Source organism: Flavobacterium sp. HJJ, from assembly GCF_015351475.1.
Classification (GTDB): Bacteria; Bacteroidota; Bacteroidia; order Flavobacteriales; family Flavobacteriaceae; genus Flavobacterium; species Flavobacterium marginilacus.
The window spans coordinates 154,617-178,072 of sequence record NZ_JADKPR010000008.1 but is presented as its reverse complement, the minus strand read 5'-3'; the positions used below and the strand labels follow the sequence as shown (position 1 = coordinate 178,072).

At 33.4% G+C, this 23,456-nt stretch carries 22 protein-coding genes; 13 read left to right on the top strand and 9 right to left on the bottom strand.

Translation table 11 applies throughout. The features are described 5' to 3' along the window. Window positions 1–428 precede the first annotated feature (428 nt). Both ubiE and IRZ80_RS08835 read left to right on the top strand, forming a co-directional pair. Complete coding sequence (ubiE, locus tag IRZ80_RS08840; protein WP_194641198.1) at window positions 429–1,160, top strand: bifunctional demethylmenaquinone methyltransferase/2-methoxy-6-polyprenyl-1,4-benzoquinol methylase UbiE; 732 nt, start codon at window positions 429–431, stop codon at window positions 1,158–1,160. 35 nt (window positions 1,161–1,195) lie between these two features. After that, window positions 1,196–1,909 carry a porin family protein gene (locus tag IRZ80_RS08835; RefSeq protein ID WP_194641197.1) on the top strand — a complete coding sequence of 238 codons (714 nt, stop codon included), beginning with the start codon at window positions 1,196–1,198 and terminating at the stop codon, window positions 1,907–1,909. A gap of 129 nt (window positions 1,910–2,038) precedes the next feature. Here the strand turns inward: IRZ80_RS08835 and IRZ80_RS08830 are convergent, their stop codons facing one another. Further along, a complete protein-coding gene (locus IRZ80_RS08830) occupies window positions 2,039–2,773 on the bottom strand; it encodes a TrmH family RNA methyltransferase (protein ID WP_194641196.1) in 735 nt (244 codons plus the stop codon). A 46-nt stretch (window positions 2,774–2,819) separates the two neighbouring features. Here IRZ80_RS08830 and IRZ80_RS08825 point away from each other — a divergent pair, with 46 nt between their 5' ends. The 4 genes from IRZ80_RS08825 to IRZ80_RS08810 all read left to right on the top strand — a co-directional run bounded on the left by IRZ80_RS08825 (window position 2,820) and on the right by IRZ80_RS08810 (window position 8,183). After that, window positions 2,820–5,444 (top strand): BamA/TamA family outer membrane protein, encoded by a 2,625-nt coding sequence (locus IRZ80_RS08825; protein ID WP_194641195.1) that lies wholly within the window; start codon window positions 2,820–2,822, stop codon window positions 5,442–5,444. A gap of 69 nt (window positions 5,445–5,513) precedes the next feature. Beyond that, on the top strand, window positions 5,514–6,581 hold the full coding sequence (gene fbaA, locus IRZ80_RS08820) for a class II fructose-bisphosphate aldolase (RefSeq protein ID WP_194641194.1): 1,068 nt from the start codon (window positions 5,514–5,516) through the stop codon (window positions 6,579–6,581). Window positions 6,582–6,661: 80 nt separating this feature from the next. Continuing rightward, window positions 6,662–7,516: an acetyl-CoA carboxylase, carboxyltransferase subunit beta gene (gene accD, locus IRZ80_RS08815; protein ID WP_194641193.1), complete on the top strand. Its 855-nt coding sequence runs from the start codon at window positions 6,662–6,664 to the stop codon at window positions 7,514–7,516. 82 nt (window positions 7,517–7,598) lie between these two features. Then, window positions 7,599–8,183 carry a hypothetical protein gene (locus IRZ80_RS08810; protein WP_194641192.1) on the top strand — a complete coding sequence of 195 codons (585 nt, stop codon included), beginning with the start codon at window positions 7,599–7,601 and terminating at the stop codon, window positions 8,181–8,183. Window positions 8,184–8,222: 39 nt separating this feature from the next. Here IRZ80_RS08810 and IRZ80_RS08805 read toward each other — a convergent pair whose 3' ends face one another. Both IRZ80_RS08805 and IRZ80_RS08800 read right to left on the bottom strand, forming a co-directional pair. Further along, on the bottom strand, window positions 8,223–9,104 hold the full coding sequence (locus IRZ80_RS08805) for a cupin-like domain-containing protein (protein ID WP_194641191.1): 882 nt from the start codon (window positions 9,102–9,104) through the stop codon (window positions 8,223–8,225). Between the two features lie 106 nt (window positions 9,105–9,210). Then, window positions 9,211–10,458, bottom strand: a complete 1,248-nt coding sequence (locus IRZ80_RS08800) for an ABC transporter permease (RefSeq protein WP_194641190.1) — start codon at window positions 10,456–10,458, stop codon at window positions 9,211–9,213. 244 nt (window positions 10,459–10,702) lie between these two features. Here IRZ80_RS08800 and purH point away from each other — a divergent pair, with 244 nt between their 5' ends. From purH to rodA, 6 genes are read left to right on the top strand one after another with little or no spacing between them, the layout of a single operon-like run. Next, complete coding sequence (gene purH, locus IRZ80_RS08795; protein ID WP_194641189.1) at window positions 10,703–12,229, top strand: bifunctional phosphoribosylaminoimidazolecarboxamide formyltransferase/IMP cyclohydrolase; 1,527 nt, start codon at window positions 10,703–10,705, stop codon at window positions 12,227–12,229. 54 nt (window positions 12,230–12,283) lie between these two features. Next, on the top strand, window positions 12,284–13,312 hold the full coding sequence (locus IRZ80_RS08790; protein ID WP_115814184.1) for a rod shape-determining protein: 1,029 nt from the start codon (window positions 12,284–12,286) through the stop codon (window positions 13,310–13,312). Window positions 13,313–13,369: 57 nt separating this feature from the next. Further along, a complete protein-coding gene (gene mreC / locus IRZ80_RS08785; protein WP_194641188.1) occupies window positions 13,370–14,200 on the top strand; it encodes a rod shape-determining protein MreC in 831 nt (276 codons plus the stop codon). After that, window positions 14,193–14,699, top strand: a complete 507-nt coding sequence (locus IRZ80_RS20955; protein ID WP_228520846.1) for a rod shape-determining protein MreD — start codon at window positions 14,193–14,195, stop codon at window positions 14,697–14,699. The genes mreC and IRZ80_RS20955 overlap by 8 nt, the downstream gene beginning before the upstream one ends. After that, a complete protein-coding gene (mrdA, locus tag IRZ80_RS08780) occupies window positions 14,696–16,633 on the top strand; it encodes a penicillin-binding protein 2 (protein ID WP_194641187.1) in 1,938 nt (645 codons plus the stop codon). The genes IRZ80_RS20955 and mrdA overlap by 4 nt, the downstream gene beginning before the upstream one ends. A gap of 14 nt (window positions 16,634–16,647) precedes the next feature. After that, complete coding sequence (gene rodA / locus IRZ80_RS08775; protein WP_194641186.1) at window positions 16,648–17,883, top strand: rod shape-determining protein RodA; 1,236 nt, start codon at window positions 16,648–16,650, stop codon at window positions 17,881–17,883. 106 nt (window positions 17,884–17,989) lie between these two features. Here the strand turns inward: rodA and IRZ80_RS08770 are convergent, their stop codons facing one another. Both IRZ80_RS08770 and IRZ80_RS08765 read right to left on the bottom strand, forming a co-directional pair. Next, window positions 17,990–18,472: a dihydrofolate reductase gene (locus IRZ80_RS08770; RefSeq protein ID WP_194641185.1), complete on the bottom strand. Its 483-nt coding sequence runs from the start codon at window positions 18,470–18,472 to the stop codon at window positions 17,990–17,992. Between the two features lie 11 nt (window positions 18,473–18,483). Next, window positions 18,484–18,816 carry a 2TM domain-containing protein gene (locus tag IRZ80_RS08765; RefSeq protein WP_194641184.1) on the bottom strand — a complete coding sequence of 111 codons (333 nt, stop codon included), beginning with the start codon at window positions 18,814–18,816 and terminating at the stop codon, window positions 18,484–18,486. 234 nt (window positions 18,817–19,050) lie between these two features. On the opposite strand from IRZ80_RS08765, the gene IRZ80_RS08760 reads away from it, so the two are divergent. Then, window positions 19,051–19,347, top strand: coding sequence for an isoamylase early set domain-containing protein (locus IRZ80_RS08760; protein WP_194641183.1), 297 nt, complete (start codon window positions 19,051–19,053; stop codon window positions 19,345–19,347). Window positions 19,348–19,382: 35 nt separating this feature from the next. Here the strand turns inward: IRZ80_RS08760 and IRZ80_RS08755 are convergent, their stop codons facing one another. From IRZ80_RS08755 to IRZ80_RS08740, 4 genes are all read right to left on the bottom strand, one after another. Further along, entirely contained in the window at window positions 19,383–20,234 is an 852-nt protein-coding gene (locus tag IRZ80_RS08755) for a thymidylate synthase (protein ID WP_194641182.1), read from the bottom strand. Window positions 20,235–20,326: 92 nt separating this feature from the next. Beyond that, window positions 20,327–20,944 (bottom strand): bifunctional nuclease family protein, encoded by a 618-nt coding sequence (locus IRZ80_RS08750; protein WP_194641181.1) that lies wholly within the window; start codon window positions 20,942–20,944, stop codon window positions 20,327–20,329. Between the two features lie 239 nt (window positions 20,945–21,183). Beyond that, window positions 21,184–22,152: an electron transfer flavoprotein subunit alpha/FixB family protein gene (locus IRZ80_RS08745; RefSeq protein WP_194641180.1), complete on the bottom strand. Its 969-nt coding sequence runs from the start codon at window positions 22,150–22,152 to the stop codon at window positions 21,184–21,186. A 122-nt stretch (window positions 22,153–22,274) separates the two neighbouring features. After that, window positions 22,275–23,021 (bottom strand): electron transfer flavoprotein subunit beta/FixA family protein, encoded by a 747-nt coding sequence (locus tag IRZ80_RS08740; RefSeq protein ID WP_194641179.1) that lies wholly within the window; start codon window positions 23,019–23,021, stop codon window positions 22,275–22,277. Window positions 23,022–23,456: the final 435 nt, after the last annotated feature.

Genomic DNA, 23,456 nt, shown 5'->3' with positions numbered 1-23,456 from the left:
CTCAAAAAAACCTTTAGTACCAAATACCACGAAGGTACTAAAGGTGAAGAAAATTAAAATTTCCAAAAACAAATTTAATCCTAAGAACGTATTTTGCGCTTTTAAAATAATACAGCCACTGCTGACAGTACCTTCAAAAAACAGTACAAGAACAAATGAGATAAACAGCGCAAGAAGAATCCATTTGGTTTGGGCCATTAGTTCCCGTCTAATCATTTATAAAACATTTAAATTTAAAGTACAAACATCAGTAATAAAATCAGTATCCACAATACCCACTTTTGGTGATATTTCAATTATTTTTGTTTTGATAATTTGTAACTGATTTAAAATTACATAGGCAATTTCGTATAGAATAAAATTCTGTACAGTAAAAAAAACACATTTATAGTTTACACAGTTTGTTTATATTTGTAGAAATTAAAAAAATGCCAAAAGAAATTACCCCATATAAAGATTCTTCTCTCAGTAAAAAAGAACAAGTTGCCCAAATGTTTGATACAATTTCTGGCAACTATGACAGTCTAAACCGCGTAATTTCGTTTGGAATAGACGTTAAATGGAGAAAAAAAGTTTTGAAATTAGTTTCAGAAACTAACCCTCAGACTATATTAGATATTGCTACAGGAACTGGTGATCTTGCTATTTTAATGTCACAAACCAAAGCAAAAAAAATTATTGGTCTTGATATCTCTGCAGGAATGCTTGAGATAGGGACTAAAAAAATTCAAGAAAAAAATCTCTCACAAACTATCGAAATGGTATTGGGAGACTCAGAGAATATGCCTTTTGAGGACAATTATTTTGATGCAATAACGGTTGCGTTTGGTGTTAGGAATTTTGAACATCTTGAAACAGGTCTTACAGAAATCCTCAGGGTATTAAAGCCTGGCGGAATATTTGTTATTCTGGAAACATCCGTGCCTGATAAGACACCATATAAACAAGGATACAATTTTTACAGTAAAAACATTTTGCCTCTAATCGGAAAAGTTTTCTCAAAAGACAATGCAGCTTATGGATATTTATCTGAATCTGCGGCTGCTTTTCCTTATGGTGAGGCTTTAAACAATATTTTGAGAAAAACTGGGTTTATAATGGTGAACGCATTGCCTCAGACATTTGGCGTTGCAACTATTTATTCTGCTTCCAAAAAATAATGCTGAAACATTCAGCATAAATATTCAGCACAAATATGAAAAAAATAATTGTTTTAATTTTATTGTGTATTGCTGTAAAAGGGAACTCTCAAAATTCTAAAGGAATTTTTAGTAAGGATCCGATAATTAATTTAGAAAATTGGCAAAAGAAGAGACTCTATTTTGGTTTTTTCTTAGGATTCAATTCTTATGATTTTAAAATTGATTATAAAACTGTAGGTCCTGATGTGCAGGTGGATAAATCGGGAGGTTTCAATGTAGGACTTGTGACAAACTTCAGGCTTCAGGAATATTTAGACTTAAGGTTTGAACCAGGTCTCTATTATTCAGACAGAACTCTGCATTATCCTTCAAACGCAGCTTTTGACACTCCGAATGATGCAATAAGAAAGGTAAACAGCACCTATGTTAATTTTCCGTTACTGCTAAAATTTTCAGCCCTTAGAACTGGAAATATAAGACCTTATTTACTGGGGGGAGTATCTGCAAATTTAAATTTGTCGAGCAATGCAAAATCCCCAGATGACAATCTCGAAGAGCGGTTTAGAGTAAAGACCTGGACAACCAATTATGAATTGGGAATTGGAATTGATATTTTTTCAGAGTATTTTATATTCTCGCCTTCCCTTAGAGGACAATTTGGATTTTCAGATGAATTAATTCGGGATAAAAATCCAAACAGCCCTTGGACCGGCAATATAGAATCTATGAAATCGAGAGCAATTTTAATTAATTTCACCTTTCATTAGGATCAATTCAATTATTGTTTTTTTGAGTAACAGAAAAAGCTTTTTTAGTAATTGAGAAATCAGGGCTAAAGATAAGCATTGGGTATTTCTGCATTTATTTATAATTATTACCGAACCAGACTGGAAATTTTAATTCAAACCCTGTCTCCTGAATTCGCTTAAAATAATGGCAGTTGCTGTAGCTACATTCAAACTTTCGGTGATTTGGAGTTCTCCAAAACGAGGAATGGTGATTCTTTTTGCAATCAGTTTTTCTATGCTTTCAGAGATGCCGTTTGCTTCATTTCCCATAACAATAATACCTTCCTGAGGTAAAGCTGTTGTGTAAATATTTTCACTGTCCATAAAGGTTCCAAAGACAGGCAGTTTAGTTTTTTCAAGAAAAGAAACTAAATCGACATAATTAACGTTTACTCTAGTAATTGAGCCCATAGTTGCCTGAACTACTTTTGGGTTATAAATATCAACTGTTTCTTTTGAACACACTAACTGCTGAATTCCAAACCAATCGCACAGCCTAAGAATCGTTCCCATATTGCCAGGGTCACGGACAGAGTCTAGAGCAAGCACGAGTCCGGATTCAGTTATTTTGTTTTCAACAGGAATTTTGAACACTGCCAAACACGTATTTGGAGTAGTTAAGGCGCTTATTTTGTTCAGTTCATTTTCAGAGATGAGTGTCTTGCTGTGAGAAGAAATTTCTTTGAAATCTTCTTTGATTGTGTAAAGATGTTCCAGTTCAAAATTTGATTTTACTAATTCTTGAATTACTTTTACACCCTCAGCAAAAAACAGCTGATTAGCAAAACGATATTTTTTTTGCTGCAGACTAGATATAAGTTTTATTTGGTTTTTACTAAGCATAAAAGATGTATTTTTGAATTAAATATACTATAACACGAATTCCCACATGAATAAATGTTTTTTTTTCTTTAAAATAAAAAATAGTTTTGCCAAAGATGTAAGGCGGTCTATACTTTTTAAGGAGAAAAAGAATGTGGCAAAAATAGCAGCATTTATTCTAATTAGTGTTTTTTTCTATGCTTGTAATTCAGAAAAAAGAGTTCCTGCCAGAAAACAGCTCCTTGTAAAAAACGAAATTTTTGAGAATGATAAATTACTCAAAAACCAGACTATTTATGATCAGTTATATCAGCAGCCTAACAGTGATATATTAGGATATCGAATGCTGCTGAACATCTACAATCTGGCAAATCCTAATCCTGATTCTACTTTTAATCTGAAATATTTAAATAATAAAAAAAAATACGACAGAGAGGTTAAATGGCTTTCGGTAAAACAGATTGAGGGACTTCGACATTCGTTTTGGTATCTTGGGATTCACAATTTTTTAAAAGAAACGGGAGAAGCACCAGTAATAGCAGATACTTTAAAAGCTATAAAATCACTTACAAGGCTCAAAAGTTATTATTTTAATAACGGTTATTTTGATATTAAAGCGTCATACAAACTAGATTCTCTGACTCCTAAAAAAGCTCAGATAAAGTACTATTTGGCTACTGGAAATCCTTATTTTATTGATTCTGTAAAGACCAAAATAAAAACGCCTGCTTTAGATTCACTTTATCAAGGTGTAAAATCGGCATTGATTCCTGGAAATCAATACAAAACTGAAGATTTTGAAAATGAAAAAAATTATATCAGTACTTATTTTAGAAATCATGGAGCTTATCGTTTTCAGCCCAATTATATCAATTTCGATATAGATACTATCAATAAAAAAAACAAAGCAACAGTGGTTTTAAATGTTGAAAATTATTCGTACCAAGAAAACGATTCGACGAAAACGGAGCCCTTTAAAATATACAAAATCAGCGGAATTAAAATTTTCACAGACTACTCGACAGCAAATCACAATAAAGCTGTTAAGGATAGTGTGACATATAATAATATGACTTTATACGGTTTTGAAAAAATAAAGTATACGCCGCACGCCATAACCGATGCTATATTTATCACCAAAGGAGATGTGTTTACTGATACCAAAACTGTTTTGTCTACCAGATATTTGAATAATTTAAAAACCTTTAATTATCCAGTTATCCAATATGAAATTGATAAAAAAGATATAACAGCACAGTCTTTGATTGCTAAAGTTTATTTAACTCCCCGAAAAAAATTCAGCTTTGGCTATACTTTAGATTTTACACATTCTAATATTGAAGATTTTGGTATTACAGGAAGTATTACAGAGACAGTGCGGAATGTATTTAATGGCGCCGAAACATTAGAACTTTCGGCTAGAGGTAATATTGGAGCATCAAACGATATTGCTAATTCTAATGATAGTTTTTTTAATGTGTCTGAATATGGTGTAGATGCAAAATTGAATTTCCCTCGGGTGTTATTTCCAGTCAAAACCGAAAAAATAATCCCAAAAAGCATGATTCCTTCTACAGTGATTAGTCTGGGGCTTTCCAAACAAACCAATATTGGACTGGACAAGGAAAACTTTACAGGATCTTTTTCGTACAATTGGACTCCAAAAAAAAATACAACCACGCGTTTGGATCTTTTAAATTTTCAGTTTGTCCGCAATCTGAATCCTAGTAATTATTTTCATGTTTATACCAGTTCTTATGATGCTATAAATAGTATTGGAAAAACCTATAATGTAAATCCGCTCAATGTGGACACCAGCGGCAATTTAATTATAGAGAATGGAACAACAGGTTTTACAAATGATGTTTTAACACTCAAGACAGCGCTGACACCAAATGATACTGAATTTCAAAATGTAAACAGTATTGAACAGCAGCGAGTAAGACTTACTGATAATGATTTTATACTGGCAACTAATTTTAATTTTACAAAAACAAGCCGAAAGGATTTGCAGGACAATGATTTTTATACTTTCAGAACAAAAATAGAATCTGCGGGTACTATATTGTCAGCAATATCTGCAATTGGAAATATTCCTAAAAACCAGAACGGAAATTATGAGCTTTTTAATTTAGAATATTCTGAGTATATAAAAACGGAATTTGATTTCATAAAACATTGGAGTGTTGGTAAAACGGGCATCTTTGCCATGCGCAGTTTTTTTGGAATTGCTATCCCATACGGGAACTCAAATACAATCCCGTTTACAAAAAGTTACTTTGCAGGAGGATCAAATGACAACAGAGCATGGCAGCCTTACAATCTTGGACCAGGGAGTAGTTCCTTTTCTAATGATTTTAATGAAGCCAACATGAAAATTGCTTTTAGCAGCGAATATCGTTTTCCAATTGCTGGCAAATGGGGAGGAGCTTTTTTTGCAGATGCGGGGAATATTTGGAACGTTTTGGATGCAGTTACATATGAAGCGGCAAAGTTTAGCAGTGTAAAAGACTTGAGCGAAATCGCTGTAGGAACAGGATTTGGTCTCCGATATGATGTGAGTTTCTTCGTTGTTAGGATAGATTTAGGATTTAAAACCTACAATCCAGCCAAGGAAACTGGGGAAAGATGGTTTACACAATATAATTTTGCAAATTCTGTATTTAATTTTGGTATCAATTACCCTTTTTAAGTGCTAATTAATTCTTATTTTTGCAAATTATAATCTAAAAACTAAAAAAACAATTAAAAGAAAATTACAATGGCACACAATATTAAACCCGGAGTAGCTACAGGAGACCAAGTTCAGGAAATATTTAGATATGCAAAAGAAAAAGGCTTTGCCCTTCCTGCAGTAAATGTTATAGGATCTGACACAATTAATGGAGTACTGGAAACTGCTGCAAAACTAAATGCCCCAGTTATTATTCAATTTTCAAATGGAGGTGCGCAATTCAATGCAGGAAAAGGACTTTCTAATGCTGGTGAAAAAGCAGCTATTGCAGGTGGTATTGCTGGAGCAAAACACATACATACATTGGCAGAAGCTTACGGTGCAACTGTTATTTTGCATACTGACCATTGTGCAAAAAAATTATTACCATGGATTGATGGGTTATTAGACGCTTCAGAAGCACATTTTGCAGCTACTGGTAAACCTTTATTCTCTTCACACATGATTGATTTATCTGAAGAGCCTATCGAAGAGAACATCGAAATCTGTAAAGGATATTTAGAGAGAATGAGCAAAATGGGAATGACACTTGAAATCGAACTTGGAATTACAGGTGGTGAAGAAGACGGTGTTGACAATTCTGATGTTGACAGTTCAAAATTATACACACAGCCAGAAGAAGTAGCATATGCTTACGAAGAATTATCAAAAGTGAGTCCAAGATTTACAATTGCAGCAGCTTTTGGAAATGTTCACGGAGTTTACAAACCAGGAAACGTAAAATTAACTCCAAAAATCTTGAAAAATTCTCAAGATTACGTTCAGGATAAATTCAAAACAGGTTCAAACCCAGTTGATTTTGTTTTCCACGGAGGATCTGGTTCTACACTAGAAGAAATCAGAGAAGGAATCAGCTATGGCGTTATAAAAATGAATATCGATACTGATTTGCAGTTTGCATTTACTGAAGGTATCCGTGATTTTATGGTGAACAATATTGATTACTTAAAAACTCAAATTGGAAACCCAACTGGTGCAGATGCTCCAAACAAAAAATTCTACGATCCAAGAAAATGGCTTCGTGAAGGTGAAGTAACTTTCACAGCAAGACTTGAGCAGGCTTTTGCTGACCTGAACAATGTGAATACATTGTAAATTTCAAATTTCAAATTACCAATTATGAATTATGGGTCCAACTCATAATTCATAATTTATAATTCATAATTACAAAAAAAATGGCTTGGTTTAAAAGAAAAGAAAAAGGAATCACTACGGCGACTGAAGACAAAATGGATATCCCAAAAGGGCTTTGGTACAAATCACCTACAGGGAAAATTATTGATGCTGAAGAATTAGCACGTAATCTATTTGTAAGTCCCGAAGATGGTTTTCATGTTAGAATTGGGAGTGAAGCCTATTTTGATATTTTATTTGACAACAATGAGTTTGTTGAATTAGACAAAAATATGACTTCCAAAGATCCATTGCATTTTGTTGACACCAAAAAATATTCAGAAAGATTAAAAGAGGTGATGGACAAAACCCAGCTAAAAGACGCTGTGCGTACCGGAGTTGGAAAATCCAAAGGAAAAGAAGTTGTAATCTGCTGTATGGATTTTGCCTTCATTGGCGGGTCTATGGGAGCAGTTGTTGGAGAAAAAATTGCAAGAGGAATTGATCATGCAATCAAAAACAGACTTCCTTTTGTGATGATTTCTAAATCAGGTGGAGCCAGAATGATGGAAGCGGCATATTCTTTGATGCAGTTAGCAAAAACATCTGTAAAGTTGGCACAGCTGGCCGAAGCTAAATTACCGTATATTTCACTTTGTACTGATCCAACAACTGGAGGGACAACAGCTTCATATGCAATGCTGGGAGATATCAATATTTCTGAACCAGGAGCCTTAATTGGTTTTGCGGGTCCGCGTGTAGTAAGAGATACTACTGGTAAAGATTTACCAGAAGGATTTCAAACTGCTGAGTTTCTTCTTGAACATGGTTTCTTAGATTTTATAACACCAAGAAAAGAATTGAAAGATAAGATCAATTTATATCTTGATTTGATTCAAAACAATCCTATTAGATAATTTACGAGTTTTCTAAAACACAAAAACCCAAGAAAATTTTTCTTGGGTTTTTTTTACATCTTTATTTTAAATCATTTAGTTTATGGCGAGAATTTTTACTGTTTTACTGATTTGTTTGCTTTTTTTTAATTGTAAAAAGGAAGAAAGCGAACAGAAAAACATTTCTTATATAATCTCTAAAGAGAATAAAGAGAGAATTAAAGGTAATTATATAATTCCTCCTCCTCCGCCTATTCCTGGTTGGTTGTTTTATGGAACAGATACATTTATCATTAATTCTGATACTACAGCATATTATATGAAAAACAAAGGGGTAGGATTTGTTTGCGGAACAGTGACAGCAGATACAATTCCTTATTTTGCGGATTTAAATCCTCGAGATTTAATTGAAATTTCAAATAAAAATATTTTTGATTTTATAAAGTTGAATTATAACGATGACTTTAGAAATGCAACTTTTATTGCGTCAAATTCTGATACAATAGATTCTGAAATCTTTTTTGATTTATATAAAGCTTTAAAAATTTTCAAAAAAGATCGTGATTTTATAGCTATTAGACGGACAACACAAGAAGAAGATACTGTTATTTTTTATAAGAGAAACAATAAGACTTATTATTCAGGAAGCATTCAATGGGACAAGACAAAAATCAAATTTCCAAAATAATAAAATCTCAGAAACTTAGAAATTCAAAGACTTTGAAGCTTATTTCGGTCTGTTCTTGTTTAATTCTTTTTCGGCAATTTTAAAAGCTAATTTTTTACGCCATTTGGCATATCGTTCACTGAAAATTACTTTTATAGCACTATCAACAGCACCATGCATGAATAAGCTCCAGACACTGGCGGCTTTTCTGGTAATTGATTGGTCCCAAGCACGAAGCGTCAAGGAGAAAGAGCCGTCAATATAGCGCATCCAGTGCCACATTCCAGTCGGCATAAATAAAGTATCGCCATGTTCCAGAAAAACCTCATAACCTTCAACTCCTTTTAGGGCTGGGAATTTTTCAAAATCCGGATTGGCAACATCATAATCTTCTAAGGCATAAGTAGTATTGGGGATACAATAAAGTCGTTTTTTCCACTTATAATCGAATAGTATAATATGTTTTCGGCCTCCAAAATGTGTGTGAAAAAGATGAGGCAGATCAATATCGTAATGTAAAAAAGTAATGGCTTTGGATCCTCCAAAAAACATGGCCGGCATACTTTCTATAAAACCTCCCATTAAATCCTTGGGAACTTTTACATCATTGACTAATTCTGGTATGTGCTTGAAAAGATTAAAGAAAAATATACGCAGATCTGTAGGCTCTCTTTTAATTAAATCCAAATATTCGCCAAATTTCATGCTGGCAATCGATGCATTGATTATTTTGGCAGGATGAGCCTTGGAATTGTCCACAAGTTTCACTTCAATATCTCCAGCTATTTCTTTGAAATAATCGATTGACCATTTATCTCGGGCTGGCCAATCTTTTGTCAGACCTTTTATGATTAGAGGTTTCTTTTTGTTTAAATAGTTTTTTTTAAAATCCTCTCTACTAATAGAGTCAACTATATCTACATTTTTTAAAATAAAGCTCATTTATAAAAAATTTAATTAATTGGATTCTATATCCAAAACTAACTAAATATTCATCGCTCTCCAAATTTACACTTAAATAACAATAATATAATGAATGAGAATAATTTTACATTCCAGTCCTGATAGCTTCTACTGGATCTAGCTTAGAAGCTGCAATCGCTGGGATAATCCCGGACACAACTCCTACAATAATTGATAGTCCCGAACCTATCAGTATGTTCCAGAAGCTTAGGATGAATTCAAAATCTAATGCCTTGGTAAGAACTATAGATACAATCCAGACCATGAAAAGACCTATTAATCCGCCAATTACGCAAAGAATAATAGCTTCGAATAAAAACTGGAATAAAATGAATCGGTTCTTAGCGCCTAATGATTTCTGGATTCCTATTAAATTGGTGCGTTCTTTTACAGAAACAAACATAATATTGGCAACGCCAAAACCGCCTACTAAGAAAGAAAAGAAACTTATAAAAATTCCTCCTATACGGAGTGAGCCTAAAATCTCATCTATAAAATCCAAAAAACCAGCAAAAACATTAATGAAAAAATCATCAATTTCTCCCGCTTTCAATCCTCTGAAATTTCGAAGTTTTTGAGAAATTTCACCTTTGTATTCTTCTATGTCCACTCCTTTTTCTGGTTTGAATATGATCACATTCGTTAAATTAGGATTGTTGTCGCCATACAGTTTTCGGACAAAATTAACAGGGATGTAAGCTGCGGAGTCATTACTTCCTCCAAATGTAGATCCTTCTTTTTTTAACACTCCAATAACGGTAAACCGCTGGCCGTATAATCTTACGTTTTTTCCAATTGCTTCAGTATCTTCAAAAAGTGATTTTGCAATATCGTCTCCTAAAACAATGACTGCAGCTCCAGAATTTGCTTCGGACTCATTATAAAATCTTCCTTCTTCAAATTTTAGTCCTTCTATGTCAATAAATTCATGTGAAACTGGCAGTATCTGTACAGCACTTACAATGTTTGAGCCGTATTTTATTGATTCGCTTCTGGTAAATATGCGGTATCCCAATTCATCAGTATGTGTCATTGCATCTTTCAGATAAATGTATTCGGAATATTTTACATTAGGAAACTGCTCTCTTTTCCACTGCGGGATGTCAGATGGGCCAAAAGGGAATTTTAATAAATAAATTGTGTTTTTGTCCATGCTGCTCAGATCTTTTGAGATTTTTTTATCCAAAGAATCAACTGCAGCAAGTACTGCTATTATTGAAAATATTCCAATGGTTACCCCTAATAAAGAAAGAAATGTTCTTAATTTATTGCTCCGCAGTGCATTCATGGCAAAACCGAAACTTTCTTTTAATAACCGTAAGTAAACTAGCATATTTTTAAAATTTGTATTACTGTAAAGTTCTATCTTTTTATTTCTTTTGAAAAGTATTTAAAATTACATCGCCAGGAACTGTTTTTTGTATTTTAACAAGAAGAAATTTCGTCCCGGCGGTTTCAAAAACCTAAAAAAATACATTTAACAATAGGTATGATATTTTAAGAGATTGTTACATCTTTTTTATTGAATTATATTATCAAAAAAAACTATTTTTGCACTTTAAAATTATAACTACTAAATGAACACAGCAAAAACAATCCAATCTGCATTAATTTCAGTCTTTTCAAAAGATGGTCTTGAGCCAATTGTTAGAAAATTACACGAACAAAATGTGACTTTTTATTCTACAGGAGGCACGGAAGAATTTATTAAAAATTTAGGCATTCCTGTAATACCTGTTGAAGATGTTACATCTTACCCATCTATTCTTGGCGGACGTGTGAAAACTTTGCACCCAAAAGTTTTTGGAGGTATTCTAAATCGTCAGGACAATGAAAGCGATGTGCAGCAAATGAAGGAATATGATATTCCTCAGATTGATTTGGTAATTGTTGATTTGTACCCATTTGAAAAAACAGTTGCTTCTGGAGCAAGTGAAGAAGATATAATCGAAAAAATAGATATTGGCGGTATTTCATTAATTCGTGCTGCTGCAAAAAACTTTAAAGATACTGTAATTGTTCCTTCTATGGATCAATACGGTTTGTTTTTGGATATGATTTCTGCTCAAAACGGTGCTACAACATTGGCAGACAGAAAATTATTAGCTACTAAAGCATTTCATGTTTCTTCACATTACGATGGAGCAATTTTTAACTATTTCAATACTGATGAAACAATCTATAAAGCAAGCATAGAAAACGGACAAGTATTAAGATATGGTGAAAATCCGCACCAAAAAGGATTCTTCTTTGGCGATTTTGATGCAATGTTTACTAAAGTTCATGGAAAAGAATTGTCATATAATAACTTACTTGATGTTGATGCTGCAGTGAATTTAATTAACGAATTCAAGAATGACGGACCAACATTTGCTATTTTGAAGCATAATAATGCCTGCGGATTGGCGACAAGAGAAACTATTAGCGAAGCTTATAATGTTGCTTTGGCCTGTGATCCGACTTCTGCTTTTGGAGGAGTTTTGATTGCTAATGCAACAATTGATTTGGCAGCTGCCAATGAAATCAATAAGTTATTCTGTGAAGTTGTAATTGCTCCGTCTTATGAGGCAGAAGCTATTGCTGTTTTACAGGAAAAGAAAAATAGAATTATATTGATTCAGAATGAAGTGGAACTGCCTCAAAAACAGGTGAGAACCTGCTTGAATGGATTGTTAATTCAAGAAAGAAATAATATCACAGATACTAAAGCGGACTTAAAAACCGTTACTGTAAAAGCACCGACAGAACAGGAAATTGAAGACTTAATTTTTGCTTCTAAAGTGTGTAAGAATACTAAATCAAACACAATTGTTTTTGCCAAAAACGGAACTTTAATTTCTTCAGGAACCGGACAGACATCAAGAGTTGATGCTTTGATGCAGGCTGTTGAAAAAGCAAAATCTTTTGGGTTTAGCCTAGAAGGTGCTTCTATGGCCAGTGATGCATTCTTCCCTTTCCCGGATTGTGTTCAGCTTGCAAAAGAAGCTGGAGTAACAGCAGTAATTCAGCCGGGAGGATCAATCAAAGACGAATTGAGTATTAACTATTGCAATGAAAATGATCTTGCGATGGTATTTACTGGAACACGTCATTTTAAACATTAATTTGTTTAACTTTGTGCGTAATTTATTTATAACTTTTTAACCCTTAAAAGGCATATGGGATTTTTTGATTTCATGACCGAGGATATTGCGATAGACCTTGGTACAGCAAACACTTTAATCATTCACAATGACAAAGTCGTAATTGACAGTCCGTCTATAGTTGCGCGTGATAGAATATCAGGCAAAATTATTGCAGTTGGTAAGGAAGCCAATATGATGCAGGGGAAGACGCATGAAAACATTAAAACTATCAGGCCTTTGAAAGATGGTGTAATTGCTGATTTTGATGCTTCGGAGAAAATGATAAATATGTTTATCAAAAGCATTCCGGCATTGAAAAAAAGAATGTTTACTCCTGCTTTAAGGATGGTGGTCTGTATTCCTTCAGGGATTACAGAGGTGGAGATGAGAGCGGTAAAAGAATCTTGTGAAAGAGTAAATGGAAAAGAAGTATACTTGATTCATGAGCCTATGGCGGCAGCTATTGGTATTGGAATCGATATCATGCAGCCAAAAGGAAACATGATTGTGGATATAGGTGGAGGAACAACAGAAATTGCCGTAATTGCATTAGGCGGAATCGTTTGTGATAAATCAGTAAAAATTGCAGGGGATGTTTTTACAAATGATATCGTGTACTACATGCGTACGCAGCATAACTTATTTGTTGGAGAAAGTACCGCTGAAAAAATAAAAATCCAAATTGGTGCTGCTATCGAAAACTTAGAAACTCCTCCAGAGGATATGTCTGTTCAAGGAAGAGATTTATTGACAGGTAAGCCGAAACAAGTAGAAGTATCTTATAGAGAAATCGCAAAAGCATTGGATAAATCAATTCAGCGTATTGAAGATGCTGTAATGGAAACATTATCTCAGACACCTCCAGAATTAGCTGCTGATATTTACAATACAGGTATCTATCTTGCGGGCGGTGGGTCTATGTTAAGAGGTCTTGATAAAAGAATTTCTCAAAAAACTGATTTACCGGTTTATATTGCAGAAGATCCATTGAGAGCGGTTGTAAGAGGCACTGGAATGGCTCTTAAAAACATTACAAAGTTTAAAAACATTTTGATTAAGTAATATAACCTCTTTTTACTGAAGTTACTTTATATCTAACATTCAATATACCGTCAAAAAATGCAGCAAATATTTTCATTTATTATAAAAAACAGTAATAGAATACTGTTTTTGCTGCTTTTGGGTATTTCGTTGTCGCTTACTATACAGTCTCATTCTTTTCACCGAAGTAAAGTAATCAGTTCGGCCAATTTCCTGAGCGGAGGTGTTTATGAAAGGATAAATTCTGTTGAAGAATATCTTAATCTAAGAGAACAGAATGATGAATTGGCTAGGGAAAATGCCAATTTAAAAAGTCTGCTGTTTAAAACTAAAGATTCTGCTGAAATTCCAAATTTAGACAGTTTAAAAGGAGTTCTGCCGAAAGACATTGTTGTATGTAAAGTAATTCGTAACTCCTACAATGTATATGAGAACTTTTTAACATTGAATGCTGGTGCTAAGTCTGGAGTAAGACCAGACATGGGGGTAATTAACAGTTTAGGAATTGTAGGGATTATAGATGATGTTTCAGCTAATTATTCAACAGTAATAAGTATTCTTAATACTAAATCACAGATAAACGCAAAGATTAAAAACTCGGATCATTTTGGTACATTGAATTGGGATGGAAAAAATACTGGTTTTGTACAATTGATTGATGTGCCAAGATTGGCTACCATAAAAAGAGGTGACACTATTGTTACAGGAGGGCAATCAGTGATATTTCCAGAAAATATAGGAATTGGTACAATTGATAAGATATACATTCCTGATGATAAAACACATTATTACAGAATAAACGTAAAATTATTTAATGATATGACCAGCTTAGGTCATGTATATATAATAAAATCGGGTAATAGCGAAGAAATTAGAAACTTAGAAAACCAACATAAAAAAGATGAATAGCACGTTACTAGTGAATATTTTTCGTTTTGTGCTTTTATTAGCTTTACAAATTCTAGTTTTTAATAATATGAATTTTGAAGGTTATGTAAGAGCGTTTCCTTATATCCTTTTTATTATTCTTTATCCAGTAAACGGAAATAAAGCTAATCTTCTTCTCGCTAGTTTTTTTCTTGGTCTGATGATGGATTTATTTTGTAATTCAGGAGGTGTTCATGCCACTGCATGTGTTGTTTTGGCACACTTAAGACCTTCGTTTTTTAAATTTTCATTTGGACTTAGTTATGAATATCAAACCGTTAAACTAAATGATGTACTTACACCAGAGCGGTTTACCTTTGTTTTATTGTCAGTTATCACACATCATATTATATTATTTCTATTAGAATCATTTCAATTCTCTTTTATATTAGACGTTTTACTTCGAACTCTTTTAAGCACGCTATTTACTATATTAACCTGTATTATTCTTATTTACTTAATAAAGCCAAATAAACGATGAGAAAAGTCTTGTTGCCAGCTTTAATTATTATTGGTGCATCTTTGTTAATCATACGTGTCTTTTATTTGCAGATTATTGATGATTCGTTTAAGCTGAAATCAGAAAATAATGCCATAAAAATCAAATATGATTATCCAGAGAGAGGTTATATTTATGATAGAAATGGTGTTTTATTAGTTGCCAATCAGCCTTCTTATGATATCATGGTTATTCCGAGGGAATTAAATAAAACAGATACTATTGAGTTTTGTAAGCTATTGAATATCACCAAAGATGATTTTATCAAAAGAATAGAAAAAGCCAAAGTATACAGTCCAAGACTGCCCTCTGTATTTTTGGCACAATTAAATAAGACTGAGTTTGCAGCTTTTCAGGAAAAAATCAGAAAATTTGAAGGTTTTTATTTTCAAAAGCGTTCTTTGCGTGATTATGAGGTAAATTATGGAGCCAATATTTTTGGTTCTATCAATCAGGTTAATGATAAGCAAGTTGAAAAAAATCATTATTACAAGAGCGGAGATTTGATTGGTGTCCAAGGGGTTGAGGAAAGCTACGAAGAAGTTCTTCGTGGAATAAAAGGAGTAAAATATTTTCAGAAAGACAAATTTAACCGGGAAATAGGTTCCTACAAAGAAGGGAAATTCGATACTATTGCTGTTCAGGGTGAGGATATAAATCTGACTATTGATTCAGAGATTCAAAAATACGGAGAGCAATTAATGGTTAACAAAAGAGGCGGAATTGTTGCTATTGAGCCAAAAACCGGGGAAATTTTAGCTCTTGTTACTGCTCCTTCTTATGATCCTGGGATTTTGGTAGGAAGACAGCGTTCCAAAAATTTTACCAAATTGTATCGTGATTCTATAGCAAAACCACTTTATGACAGAGGTTTATTGGCTGAATATCCTCCTGGATCGCCTTTTAAAATTATGACTGGTCTTGTTGGGCTGCAGGAACAAGTTGTCGATGAAGAAACCAAATTTGTATGCAGTCATGGTTTCTATTATGCTCCTGGACGATTTCAAAGATGTCATTGCGGTGGTGGAGTGCTAAATCTGCATGTTGGAATTTATAAGTCTTGTAATGCTTATTTCTCTAATGTGTATCTGAGAACTATCGGGAAATATAAAAGTACTCCTTATGCTGTTGATGTTTGGAGTAATCATATTAAAAGTTTTGGATTAGGAGAATTTATGGGATATGATTTGCCGATAGGAAGAAGAGGAAAGATTCCGACTTCAAAAACCTATAAAAGAATGTATCCTGGATGGGGCTATAGCGGGAAAACAATTATTTCCAATGCAATTGGTCAGGGAGAAGTTTTGGCAACTCCTATTCAATTGGCCAATATGATGGCTACTGTAGCTAATCAAGGGTATTATTACACTCCTCATATCATTAAAAAAATAAAAGGAGAAAAAATTGATTCCAAGTTTACAACAAAACACGTTACGACCATTGATCAAAAATATTTTCCTCCTATGATAAGCGGGCTTTTTGATGTTTATAACAGAGGAACAGCTTATGCATTACGCGTTGAGGGTATTGATATATGCGGAAAAACAGGAACTGCCGAAAATTTTGCTAAAATTGACGGCAAAAGAGTACAGTTAAAAGACCATTCTATTTTTGTGGCTTTTGCGCCAAAAGATAATCCAAAAATAGCTATAGCTGTTTTGGTTGAAAATGGAGGTTTTGGAGCAACTATAGCAGGTCCTATTGCCAGTTTGATGATTGAAAAATATCTTAAGAAAAAAATCACTAGAACTGATTTGGAAACACGCGTATTAAATACGAGTTTACAAAGCCGATATGCAATATTGGGAGGACTTTCGGAAGAAGTAAAAAAGGAATTAAGAATTAAAGATTCTATTACCCAAAGCAAATTAAAAACAGCTGCTCAAAAAATTGACACAACCAAAACCAAAAAATAATACATTCATATCAGATGAAAAATCAAAGTTTATCGAGTAATATTGATTGGATATGTATCATTATCTACATCGCACTTGTGTTTATGGGCTGGTTAAATATTTATTCTTCTTCATTGTCGTCTACCGATGGCACCTATGAAAAACAAGCCATATTTATTGCTTTAACAGTTCCAATGATTTTTATCTTATTGTATATTGATGGCAAGTTTTATGAAAAGTATGCCAGTATCATTTTTGTTATTTCTTTAGTATCGCTTGCTGGTCTGTTTGTGTTTGGTAAAACAATTGCGGGTCAGCGCTGCTGGTATGGATTTGGAAGTTTTACAATACAGCCTTCTGAATTTGCAAAAGCGGCTACCTCGTTAGCTATTGCAAAATACCTCAGTGATACCCAGATAAATCTAAAGGAAGTTAACAGACAGGTACAGGCACTGGCTATTGTTTTTTTGCCTGTTATGCTTATTTTGCCTCAGCCTGACCCCGGAAGTGCCTTGATTTACAGTGTTTTTATTATTGTTTTATTTAGAGAAGGATTACCTGCCTGGTATGTCTGGACTGGTTTTATAACTGTTCTGCTGTTCATGATGACATTGGTGTTAGAGCCTCAATATGTTATTTTGATATCTCTTTTAGTCATTGTTCTAATTCATTATAAGTCAAGACTGGCTGATAGAAATATAGTGATGAGCGGTATCCTGTTTACAATTATATCTGGCTTTGTTTTATCAGTAAACTATGTTTTTACAAATGTTTTCAAGCAGCACCACCGAGATAGATTTAATATATTGTTAGGGAAAGAAGTTGATATGAAAGGTATTGGGTATAATACTAACCAATCTGAAATTGCTGTTGGCTCTGGAGGCTGGTTAGGAAAAGGTTTCCTTGAAGGGACTCAAACCAAAGGGGGGTTTGTTCCGGAACAGCATACCGATTATATTTTTACTACAGTTGGTGAAGAATGGGGTTTTGTTGGTTCTTTGGTTGTAATAGCACTTTTTACGGGCTTGTTTCTTAGAGTAATTTACTTGGCCGAAAGACAAAAAACTAAGTTCAGCAGAGTTTATGGATATTGTGTCGCAGGTATTTTATTTATTCATTTCTTTGTGAATATTGCAATGGTTATTGGTATTTTTCCAACCATTGGAGTACCGCTGCCTTTCTTTTCGTATGGAGGATCAGGACTTTGGGGATTCACTATTTTACTGTTTATTTTTATTAAAATGGATGCTAATAAAGTGAATGAATGGTAAAATTAGAACCGAAAAAAAACTTTCAATTTTTTTTCTTCTGCGATTTATTTTTTTAGCCCCATATTACATAATAAGCCTTTTTAAAATATTTTAGTTGCTTGAAATATTATACTTTGACAAATGTCTGATAAGTATATGCAAACTGATGTTTCTCATCTATCGGATTAAATTCAGTTTGAACTTCTTTCCAGTCATTAGAATTGATTTCAGGAAAAAAAGCATCTGCTTCAAAATTATGGTGGACTCTTGTGATTTCCAGCTTATCAGCATACGGAATTCCTAAATTATAAATCTCTCCTCCGCCAATTATAAATGAAGTTTCATTTTCCGGACATACAGCAAGAGCTTTTTCAATGCTGTCAACCACAATACAGTCTTTTGGATTATAATCTTTTTGTCTGGTTATTATAACATGTGTTCTGTTTGGGAGCGGTTTTGGGAAACTTTCAAATGTTTTTCGTCCCATTATTATATGATGGCCGGTAGTTAAGGATTTGAATCTTTTAAAATCATTAGGCAGATGCCAAACCAATTCATTATTCTTTCCTAGAGCATTGTTTTCTGCAACAGCAGCAATCATAATAATCATAATGTTGAGATTTATTTTGAATTATTGTCTTCGATTTTGGATTGTAATTGGGTTATTTTTTTTTGCTGTAAAGCCACAAGCCGATCAATTTGATCTCTTTCCCAATATTTATTCATAAATCTATCAGTAATAAAGACTTTTATAAAATGCAGGACAAAAATAAATAGCCATATAGTAATAATCCAGATACACCAATTTAATTCTATGGCTGTTTCAAAAAAATATACTGCAGTGAATAAAAAAATACTGCTCAATGTAAAGAAAACAAAATGGTAATACAGTCTTTTTTTTTGCTTTATGCGATTTCTTGCATACTCATATTGTTCATGTAATTCCTTTTCCATAATGTAGAATTTTGCTTATAAAGGTAAAATTTATTTTTAAATGTAACTATTTTGGCTGTTTAATATTTAATGGGAAAACGTTTTCTTGAATTGAAAATAAAATTTAAGAGATTTAAAATTTTTTTAATGATAAAAAAGGAATGCTTTTTTTGCTATTATGCTAAAAATGAGGTGGTTTGTGTTTTTTTGAGATTATTTTGCTTACTTTGTTATAACCTTAAAAATTAAACAGTTATGTCAGTAAAAAAACAATTTATAAAAACAAAGCCTGTTGTTAAAGTTACTTTTTCTTTAGAAGCAAAAGAGGCTGATCAAGTATCTGTAATTGGTGATTTTAATGATTGGAAAATTGAAGATGGCATTTTAAGTAAATTAAAAAACGGCACATTTAAAGGGACCTTTGAATTAGGTAAAGATGCAGAATATGAATTTAAATATGTAGTTGACGGTACTTATGTAAATGAGCCGGAAGCTGATTCGTTTAAATGGAATGATTTTGCAGGCGCTGAAAATAGTGTATTAGTAATATAACATAAAAAAATCCGCTCGAAGCGGATTTTTGTGTTTTATACAGCAACATTTCCTTTGATAAGGGCATGAGGTTCATATCCTTCTAGTGTAAAGTCATCGAAATCAAAATCGAAGATGTTTTTTATATTGGGATTTAAAATCATTTTTGGCAATGGTTTAGGCTCGCGGGTAAGCTGTAATTCCAATTGTTCAAAATGGTTATTGTAAATATGTGCGTCTCCAAAAGTGTGGATAAATTCACCTGCTTCGAGATCACAGACTTGTGCAATCATCATTGTCAGCAAAGCATAGGATGCAATATTAAAAGGTACTCCTAGGAATATATCTGCACTGCGCTGATACAATTGACAGGAAAGTTTTCCTTTGGTTTCTCCTTTAGATGTATCTGGGGAAGCAACATAAAATTGAAAAAAGGCATGACACGGAGGCAAGGCTGCTTTATTATTAGCAACATTTTCTTCAAAAGACTTACTGGTATCCGGCAATACTGATGGGTTCCAAGCCGATACAAGCATTCTGCGGCTGTTTGGATTCGTTTTTAATTCTGTAATAAGCTCTGAAATTTGATCAATTTCTTCGCTGTTCCAATTACGCCATTGATGACCGTAAACAGGACCTAAATCGCCGTTGCTGTCAGCCCAGGCATCCCAAATTTTCACCCCGTTTTCTTGAAGGTATTTAATATTAGTATCACCTTTTAAGAACCAAAGCAATTCATAAATGATCGATTTAAGGTGCAGTTTTTTAGTAGTTACCATTGGGAAACCTTCGCTCAGGTCAAACCGCATCTGGTAGCCAAATACACTTTTTGTACCAGTTCCTGTACGGTCTCCTTTTTGATTTCCGTTTTCTAAAACGTGTTTTACTAAGTCTAGGTATTGTTTCATTTGCGTTTAATCGTTAAACTGTTTAATCGTTAATTTGTTGATTTGTCTAACGATAAACGATTAAACAAATCACCGATTAAACTATTTTAAATTTATCTTTTTGAAATTTCGTCCCGGATTTTAGCCGCTTTTTCATAATCTTCCTGTTCGACGGCCTGTGTCAATAGCTCATTTAATTCCTGCAGGCTGTGATTAGAATAGGTGCTGCCCGATTCGTTACTTTCAGCAGAGCCGAAAGTTTCAGGATTTGAAAGAATATCTTCTATTTCGCTAGACGTATCACTTTCAAGAGGATTGGCTTTTAGATAAATTCCAGCTTTGTCCAATATGTTTTTATAAGTAAAAATAGGAGCGCTGAACCGAATAGCTAAGGCGATTGCATCTGAAGTGCGGGCATCAATTATTTCTTCGATTTTATCTCTTTCGCAAATGATACTTGAATAAAAAACACCGTCAACTAATTTGTGAATAATTACCTGTTTTACAACTATATCAAAACGTTCAGCAAAATTCTTGAACAAATCGTGTGTCAAAGGACGGGGCGGCTTAATTTCTTTTTCTAAAGCAATCGCTATAGATTGAGCTTCAAAAGCTCCGATGACGATAGGTAATTTTCTTTCTCCGTCAACCTCGTTTAAAATTAACGCATAAGCGCCATTTTGAGTTTGACTGTATGAAATCCCTTTTATAGATAATTTAACTAAGCTCATGTTGGTGTAGTGAAAAGTACGAAGTACTCTATTAATTGTGTTTTATTTTTTGTTTTAAATAAAGTGCAATTTTAATCAAAATTTATGTAACAAAAAAACTGCCTAAAACAAAGATACGATTATCTTATTTTAGGCAGCTAATTATAAGAGAAATTAAATCTGCAGTTATTAGGCCTTAGTAATTGTGAAATGTGATTAGTTTTTTATTAAATCACTCTTCCAGACCAATTGCTAATTACTTATGACTGCTGTTCTTTGAAAGTTTTGAATTTGGCGATTAATTGTGGTACAATTTCGAATGCATCACCTACAACTCCATAATCTGCCACTTTAAAGAAAGGAGCTTCTGGATCACTGTTGATAACTACTTTCACTTTAGAAGAGTTGATTCCGGCAATGTGCTGTATAGCTCCGGAGATTCCAATAGCAATATATAAATTGGTCGATACTGGTTTTCCTGTTTGCCCTACGTGCTCTCCGTGAGGTCTCCATCCTAAATCTGATACTGGTTTTGAACAAGCTGTAGCGGCTCCAAGAACACCTGCTAGTTCTTCAATCATTCCCCAGTTTTCAGGTCCTTTAAGACCGCGTCCTGCAGAAACAACAATATCTGCATCAGCAATTGAAACTTTTCCTGATACTTTTTCTACAGAAGCAACTTTTACTCCAAAATCAGCATCTCCGATTGCTGGATTAAAATCTTCTTCGGTTAATGAAGAGGCATTTTCAAAAATGCCATAAGAATTTTTGCCTATGGACAATATTTTTACATCGGTATTGATTTCTGTGATATTGAAAGCTTTATTTGAAAAAGCAGTTCTTTTTACCTGAAACGGTGAAGTGTTTACTGGCAATCCAACAACATTTGAAGCATAACCGGCTTCTAATGCTACTGCTGTTAATGGTGCTAAGTAAATACTGTCTGTTGTTGAAGAGAGTAAAACTATTTTAGAAGCTTCTTTCTGCGCTGCTTGTTTAATAACATCAGCATAGGCTTTGGCAGTGAAACCAGTTAATTTATCATTGTTTACTTTTAAGACTTTATCAACTCCGTATTTTGATAATTCAGAAACATCTCCAGTATTTATAGTCACCGCTGTCACGGTTGTTCCTAATGATTCGGCTATTTTTTTTGCATAAGAAGCTAATTCTAATGCTGCTTTTTTAAATTTTCCTTCTGCAGATTCTGCATATATTAATATTGACATGATGATTTGTGATTTTAGATTTTAGACTTATGAATTTAGATTTTAGAACTCCGATTAAAAATTTAGATTTTTTTGCCATCAGCAATAAAAAATCGTTGATCTTCAATCAGCAATCTAAAGTCTTAAATTACTTTCGCTTCGTTGTGCAGTAAATTTATTAATTCGTCCAGATTGTCTGCAGAGACCAATTTAACCGCCGATTTTGGAGCTGGTTTTTCAAACTTCACGGCTTTTGTGTTTGCAGGGGCGTCAACTGGTTCTAGAATTGTTAAAACTTTAGTTCTGGCAGTCATGATTCCTCTCATATTTGGAATGCGCAGATCTTTTTCCTCTACAATTCCTTTCTGAGCTCCTATAATAATTGGTAATGAAGTGTTTACGGTTTCTTTTCCGCCGTCTATTTCGCGGACAGCAGTTACATTAGTTCCGTCTACATTTATTGCTGTACAGGAATTTAAAAAGTTATACTCCAAAATACCGGCAATCATACCAGGAACCATTCCTCCGTTATAATCAAGTGATTCTTTTCCTGCTATTACAATATCATATCCGCCGTTTTTAATTACCTCGGCTAATTGTTTTGCTACAAAAAAGCCGTCAGTTGGATTTGCATTTACACGAATCGCTTCGTTGGCGCCAATTGCCAATGCTTTTCTTAAGGTTGGTTCGGTATCTGGTCCGCCTACATTCACTATGGTAACTGTGGCTCCTTGCTGCTCTTGAAACCAGATAGCACGGGTTAGGCCAAATTCGTCATTTGGATTGATTACATATTGAACTCCATTGGTGTCAAATTCAGCATCACCGTTAGTGAAGTTGATTTTTGATGTAGTATCAGGGACATGACTGATGCAAACTAATATTTTCATAATCTATATATTAAATTCTTTTTTTTCTCAGACAAATTTAAAATAATAAATCGAATAATTTACTATGCATGCATAATATTTTTTACAGCTATTACGATTTCGTTAATTATAATGTGATAAGAATGTTTATAATGATAATTTTTATAAAAAATGGACGATATTTTGTGAATTTCAGCAATTTACATCAGCTGTCACAATTTGTCAAAAGGTCATTAAGTGAATAAAAAGAAAAGATTTAGACAGCGGTTTTTTTTACGGATACTTTTTAGATCAAAATAAACACTAATTATTTCAGCAGATAAATAGGAATGAAAAGAACCAGTGCTAAATGGCTCTAAAAAAAAACAATAGTATAAAACCTTGTTATTTTAAAGTGTTTTATGCTTTTAAGTAATTTAAAATAATTATTTTTGCATTTCTAAAAATTACACACGA

What these genes read in the sequence shown, in the direction of transcription:
- ubiE (WP_194641198.1), top strand. Translation starts at nt 429, where the DNA reads ATGCCAAAAGAAATTACCCCATATAAAGATTCTTCTCTCAGTAAAAAA.
- IRZ80_RS08835 (WP_194641197.1), top strand. Translation starts at nt 1,196, where the DNA reads ATGAAAAAAATAATTGTTTTAATTTTATTGTGTATTGCTGTAAAAGGG.
- IRZ80_RS08830 (WP_194641196.1), bottom strand. Translation starts at nt 2,773, where the DNA reads ATGCTTAGTAAAAACCAAATAAAACTTATATCTAGTCTGCAGCAAAAA.
- IRZ80_RS08825 (WP_194641195.1), top strand. Translation starts at nt 2,820, where the DNA reads ATGAATAAATGTTTTTTTTTCTTTAAAATAAAAAATAGTTTTGCCAAA.
- fbaA (WP_194641194.1), top strand. Translation starts at nt 5,514, where the DNA reads ATGGCACACAATATTAAACCCGGAGTAGCTACAGGAGACCAAGTTCAG.
- accD (WP_194641193.1), top strand. Translation starts at nt 6,662, where the DNA reads ATGGCTTGGTTTAAAAGAAAAGAAAAAGGAATCACTACGGCGACTGAA.
- IRZ80_RS08810 (WP_194641192.1), top strand. Translation starts at nt 7,599, where the DNA reads ATGGCGAGAATTTTTACTGTTTTACTGATTTGTTTGCTTTTTTTTAAT.
- IRZ80_RS08805 (WP_194641191.1), bottom strand. Translation starts at nt 9,104, where the DNA reads ATGAGCTTTATTTTAAAAAATGTAGATATAGTTGACTCTATTAGTAGA.
- IRZ80_RS08800 (WP_194641190.1), bottom strand. Translation starts at nt 10,458, where the DNA reads ATGCTAGTTTACTTACGGTTATTAAAAGAAAGTTTCGGTTTTGCCATG.
- purH (WP_194641189.1), top strand. Translation starts at nt 10,703, where the DNA reads ATGAACACAGCAAAAACAATCCAATCTGCATTAATTTCAGTCTTTTCA.
- IRZ80_RS08790 (WP_115814184.1), top strand. Translation starts at nt 12,284, where the DNA reads ATGGGATTTTTTGATTTCATGACCGAGGATATTGCGATAGACCTTGGT.
- mreC (WP_194641188.1), top strand. Translation starts at nt 13,370, where the DNA reads ATGCAGCAAATATTTTCATTTATTATAAAAAACAGTAATAGAATACTG.
- IRZ80_RS20955 (WP_228520846.1), top strand. Translation starts at nt 14,193, where the DNA reads ATGAATAGCACGTTACTAGTGAATATTTTTCGTTTTGTGCTTTTATTA.
- mrdA (WP_194641187.1), top strand. Translation starts at nt 14,696, where the DNA reads ATGAGAAAAGTCTTGTTGCCAGCTTTAATTATTATTGGTGCATCTTTG.
- rodA (WP_194641186.1), top strand. Translation starts at nt 16,648, where the DNA reads ATGAAAAATCAAAGTTTATCGAGTAATATTGATTGGATATGTATCATT.
- IRZ80_RS08770 (WP_194641185.1), bottom strand. Translation starts at nt 18,472, where the DNA reads ATGATTATTATGATTGCTGCTGTTGCAGAAAACAATGCTCTAGGAAAG.
- IRZ80_RS08765 (WP_194641184.1), bottom strand. Translation starts at nt 18,816, where the DNA reads ATGGAAAAGGAATTACATGAACAATATGAGTATGCAAGAAATCGCATA.
- IRZ80_RS08760 (WP_194641183.1), top strand. Translation starts at nt 19,051, where the DNA reads ATGTCAGTAAAAAAACAATTTATAAAAACAAAGCCTGTTGTTAAAGTT.
- IRZ80_RS08755 (WP_194641182.1), bottom strand. Translation starts at nt 20,234, where the DNA reads ATGAAACAATACCTAGACTTAGTAAAACACGTTTTAGAAAACGGAAAT.
- IRZ80_RS08750 (WP_194641181.1), bottom strand. Translation starts at nt 20,944, where the DNA reads ATGAGCTTAGTTAAATTATCTATAAAAGGGATTTCATACAGTCAAACT.
- IRZ80_RS08745 (WP_194641180.1), bottom strand. Translation starts at nt 22,152, where the DNA reads ATGTCAATATTAATATATGCAGAATCTGCAGAAGGAAAATTTAAAAAA.
- IRZ80_RS08740 (WP_194641179.1), bottom strand. Translation starts at nt 23,021, where the DNA reads ATGAAAATATTAGTTTGCATCAGTCATGTCCCTGATACTACATCAAAA.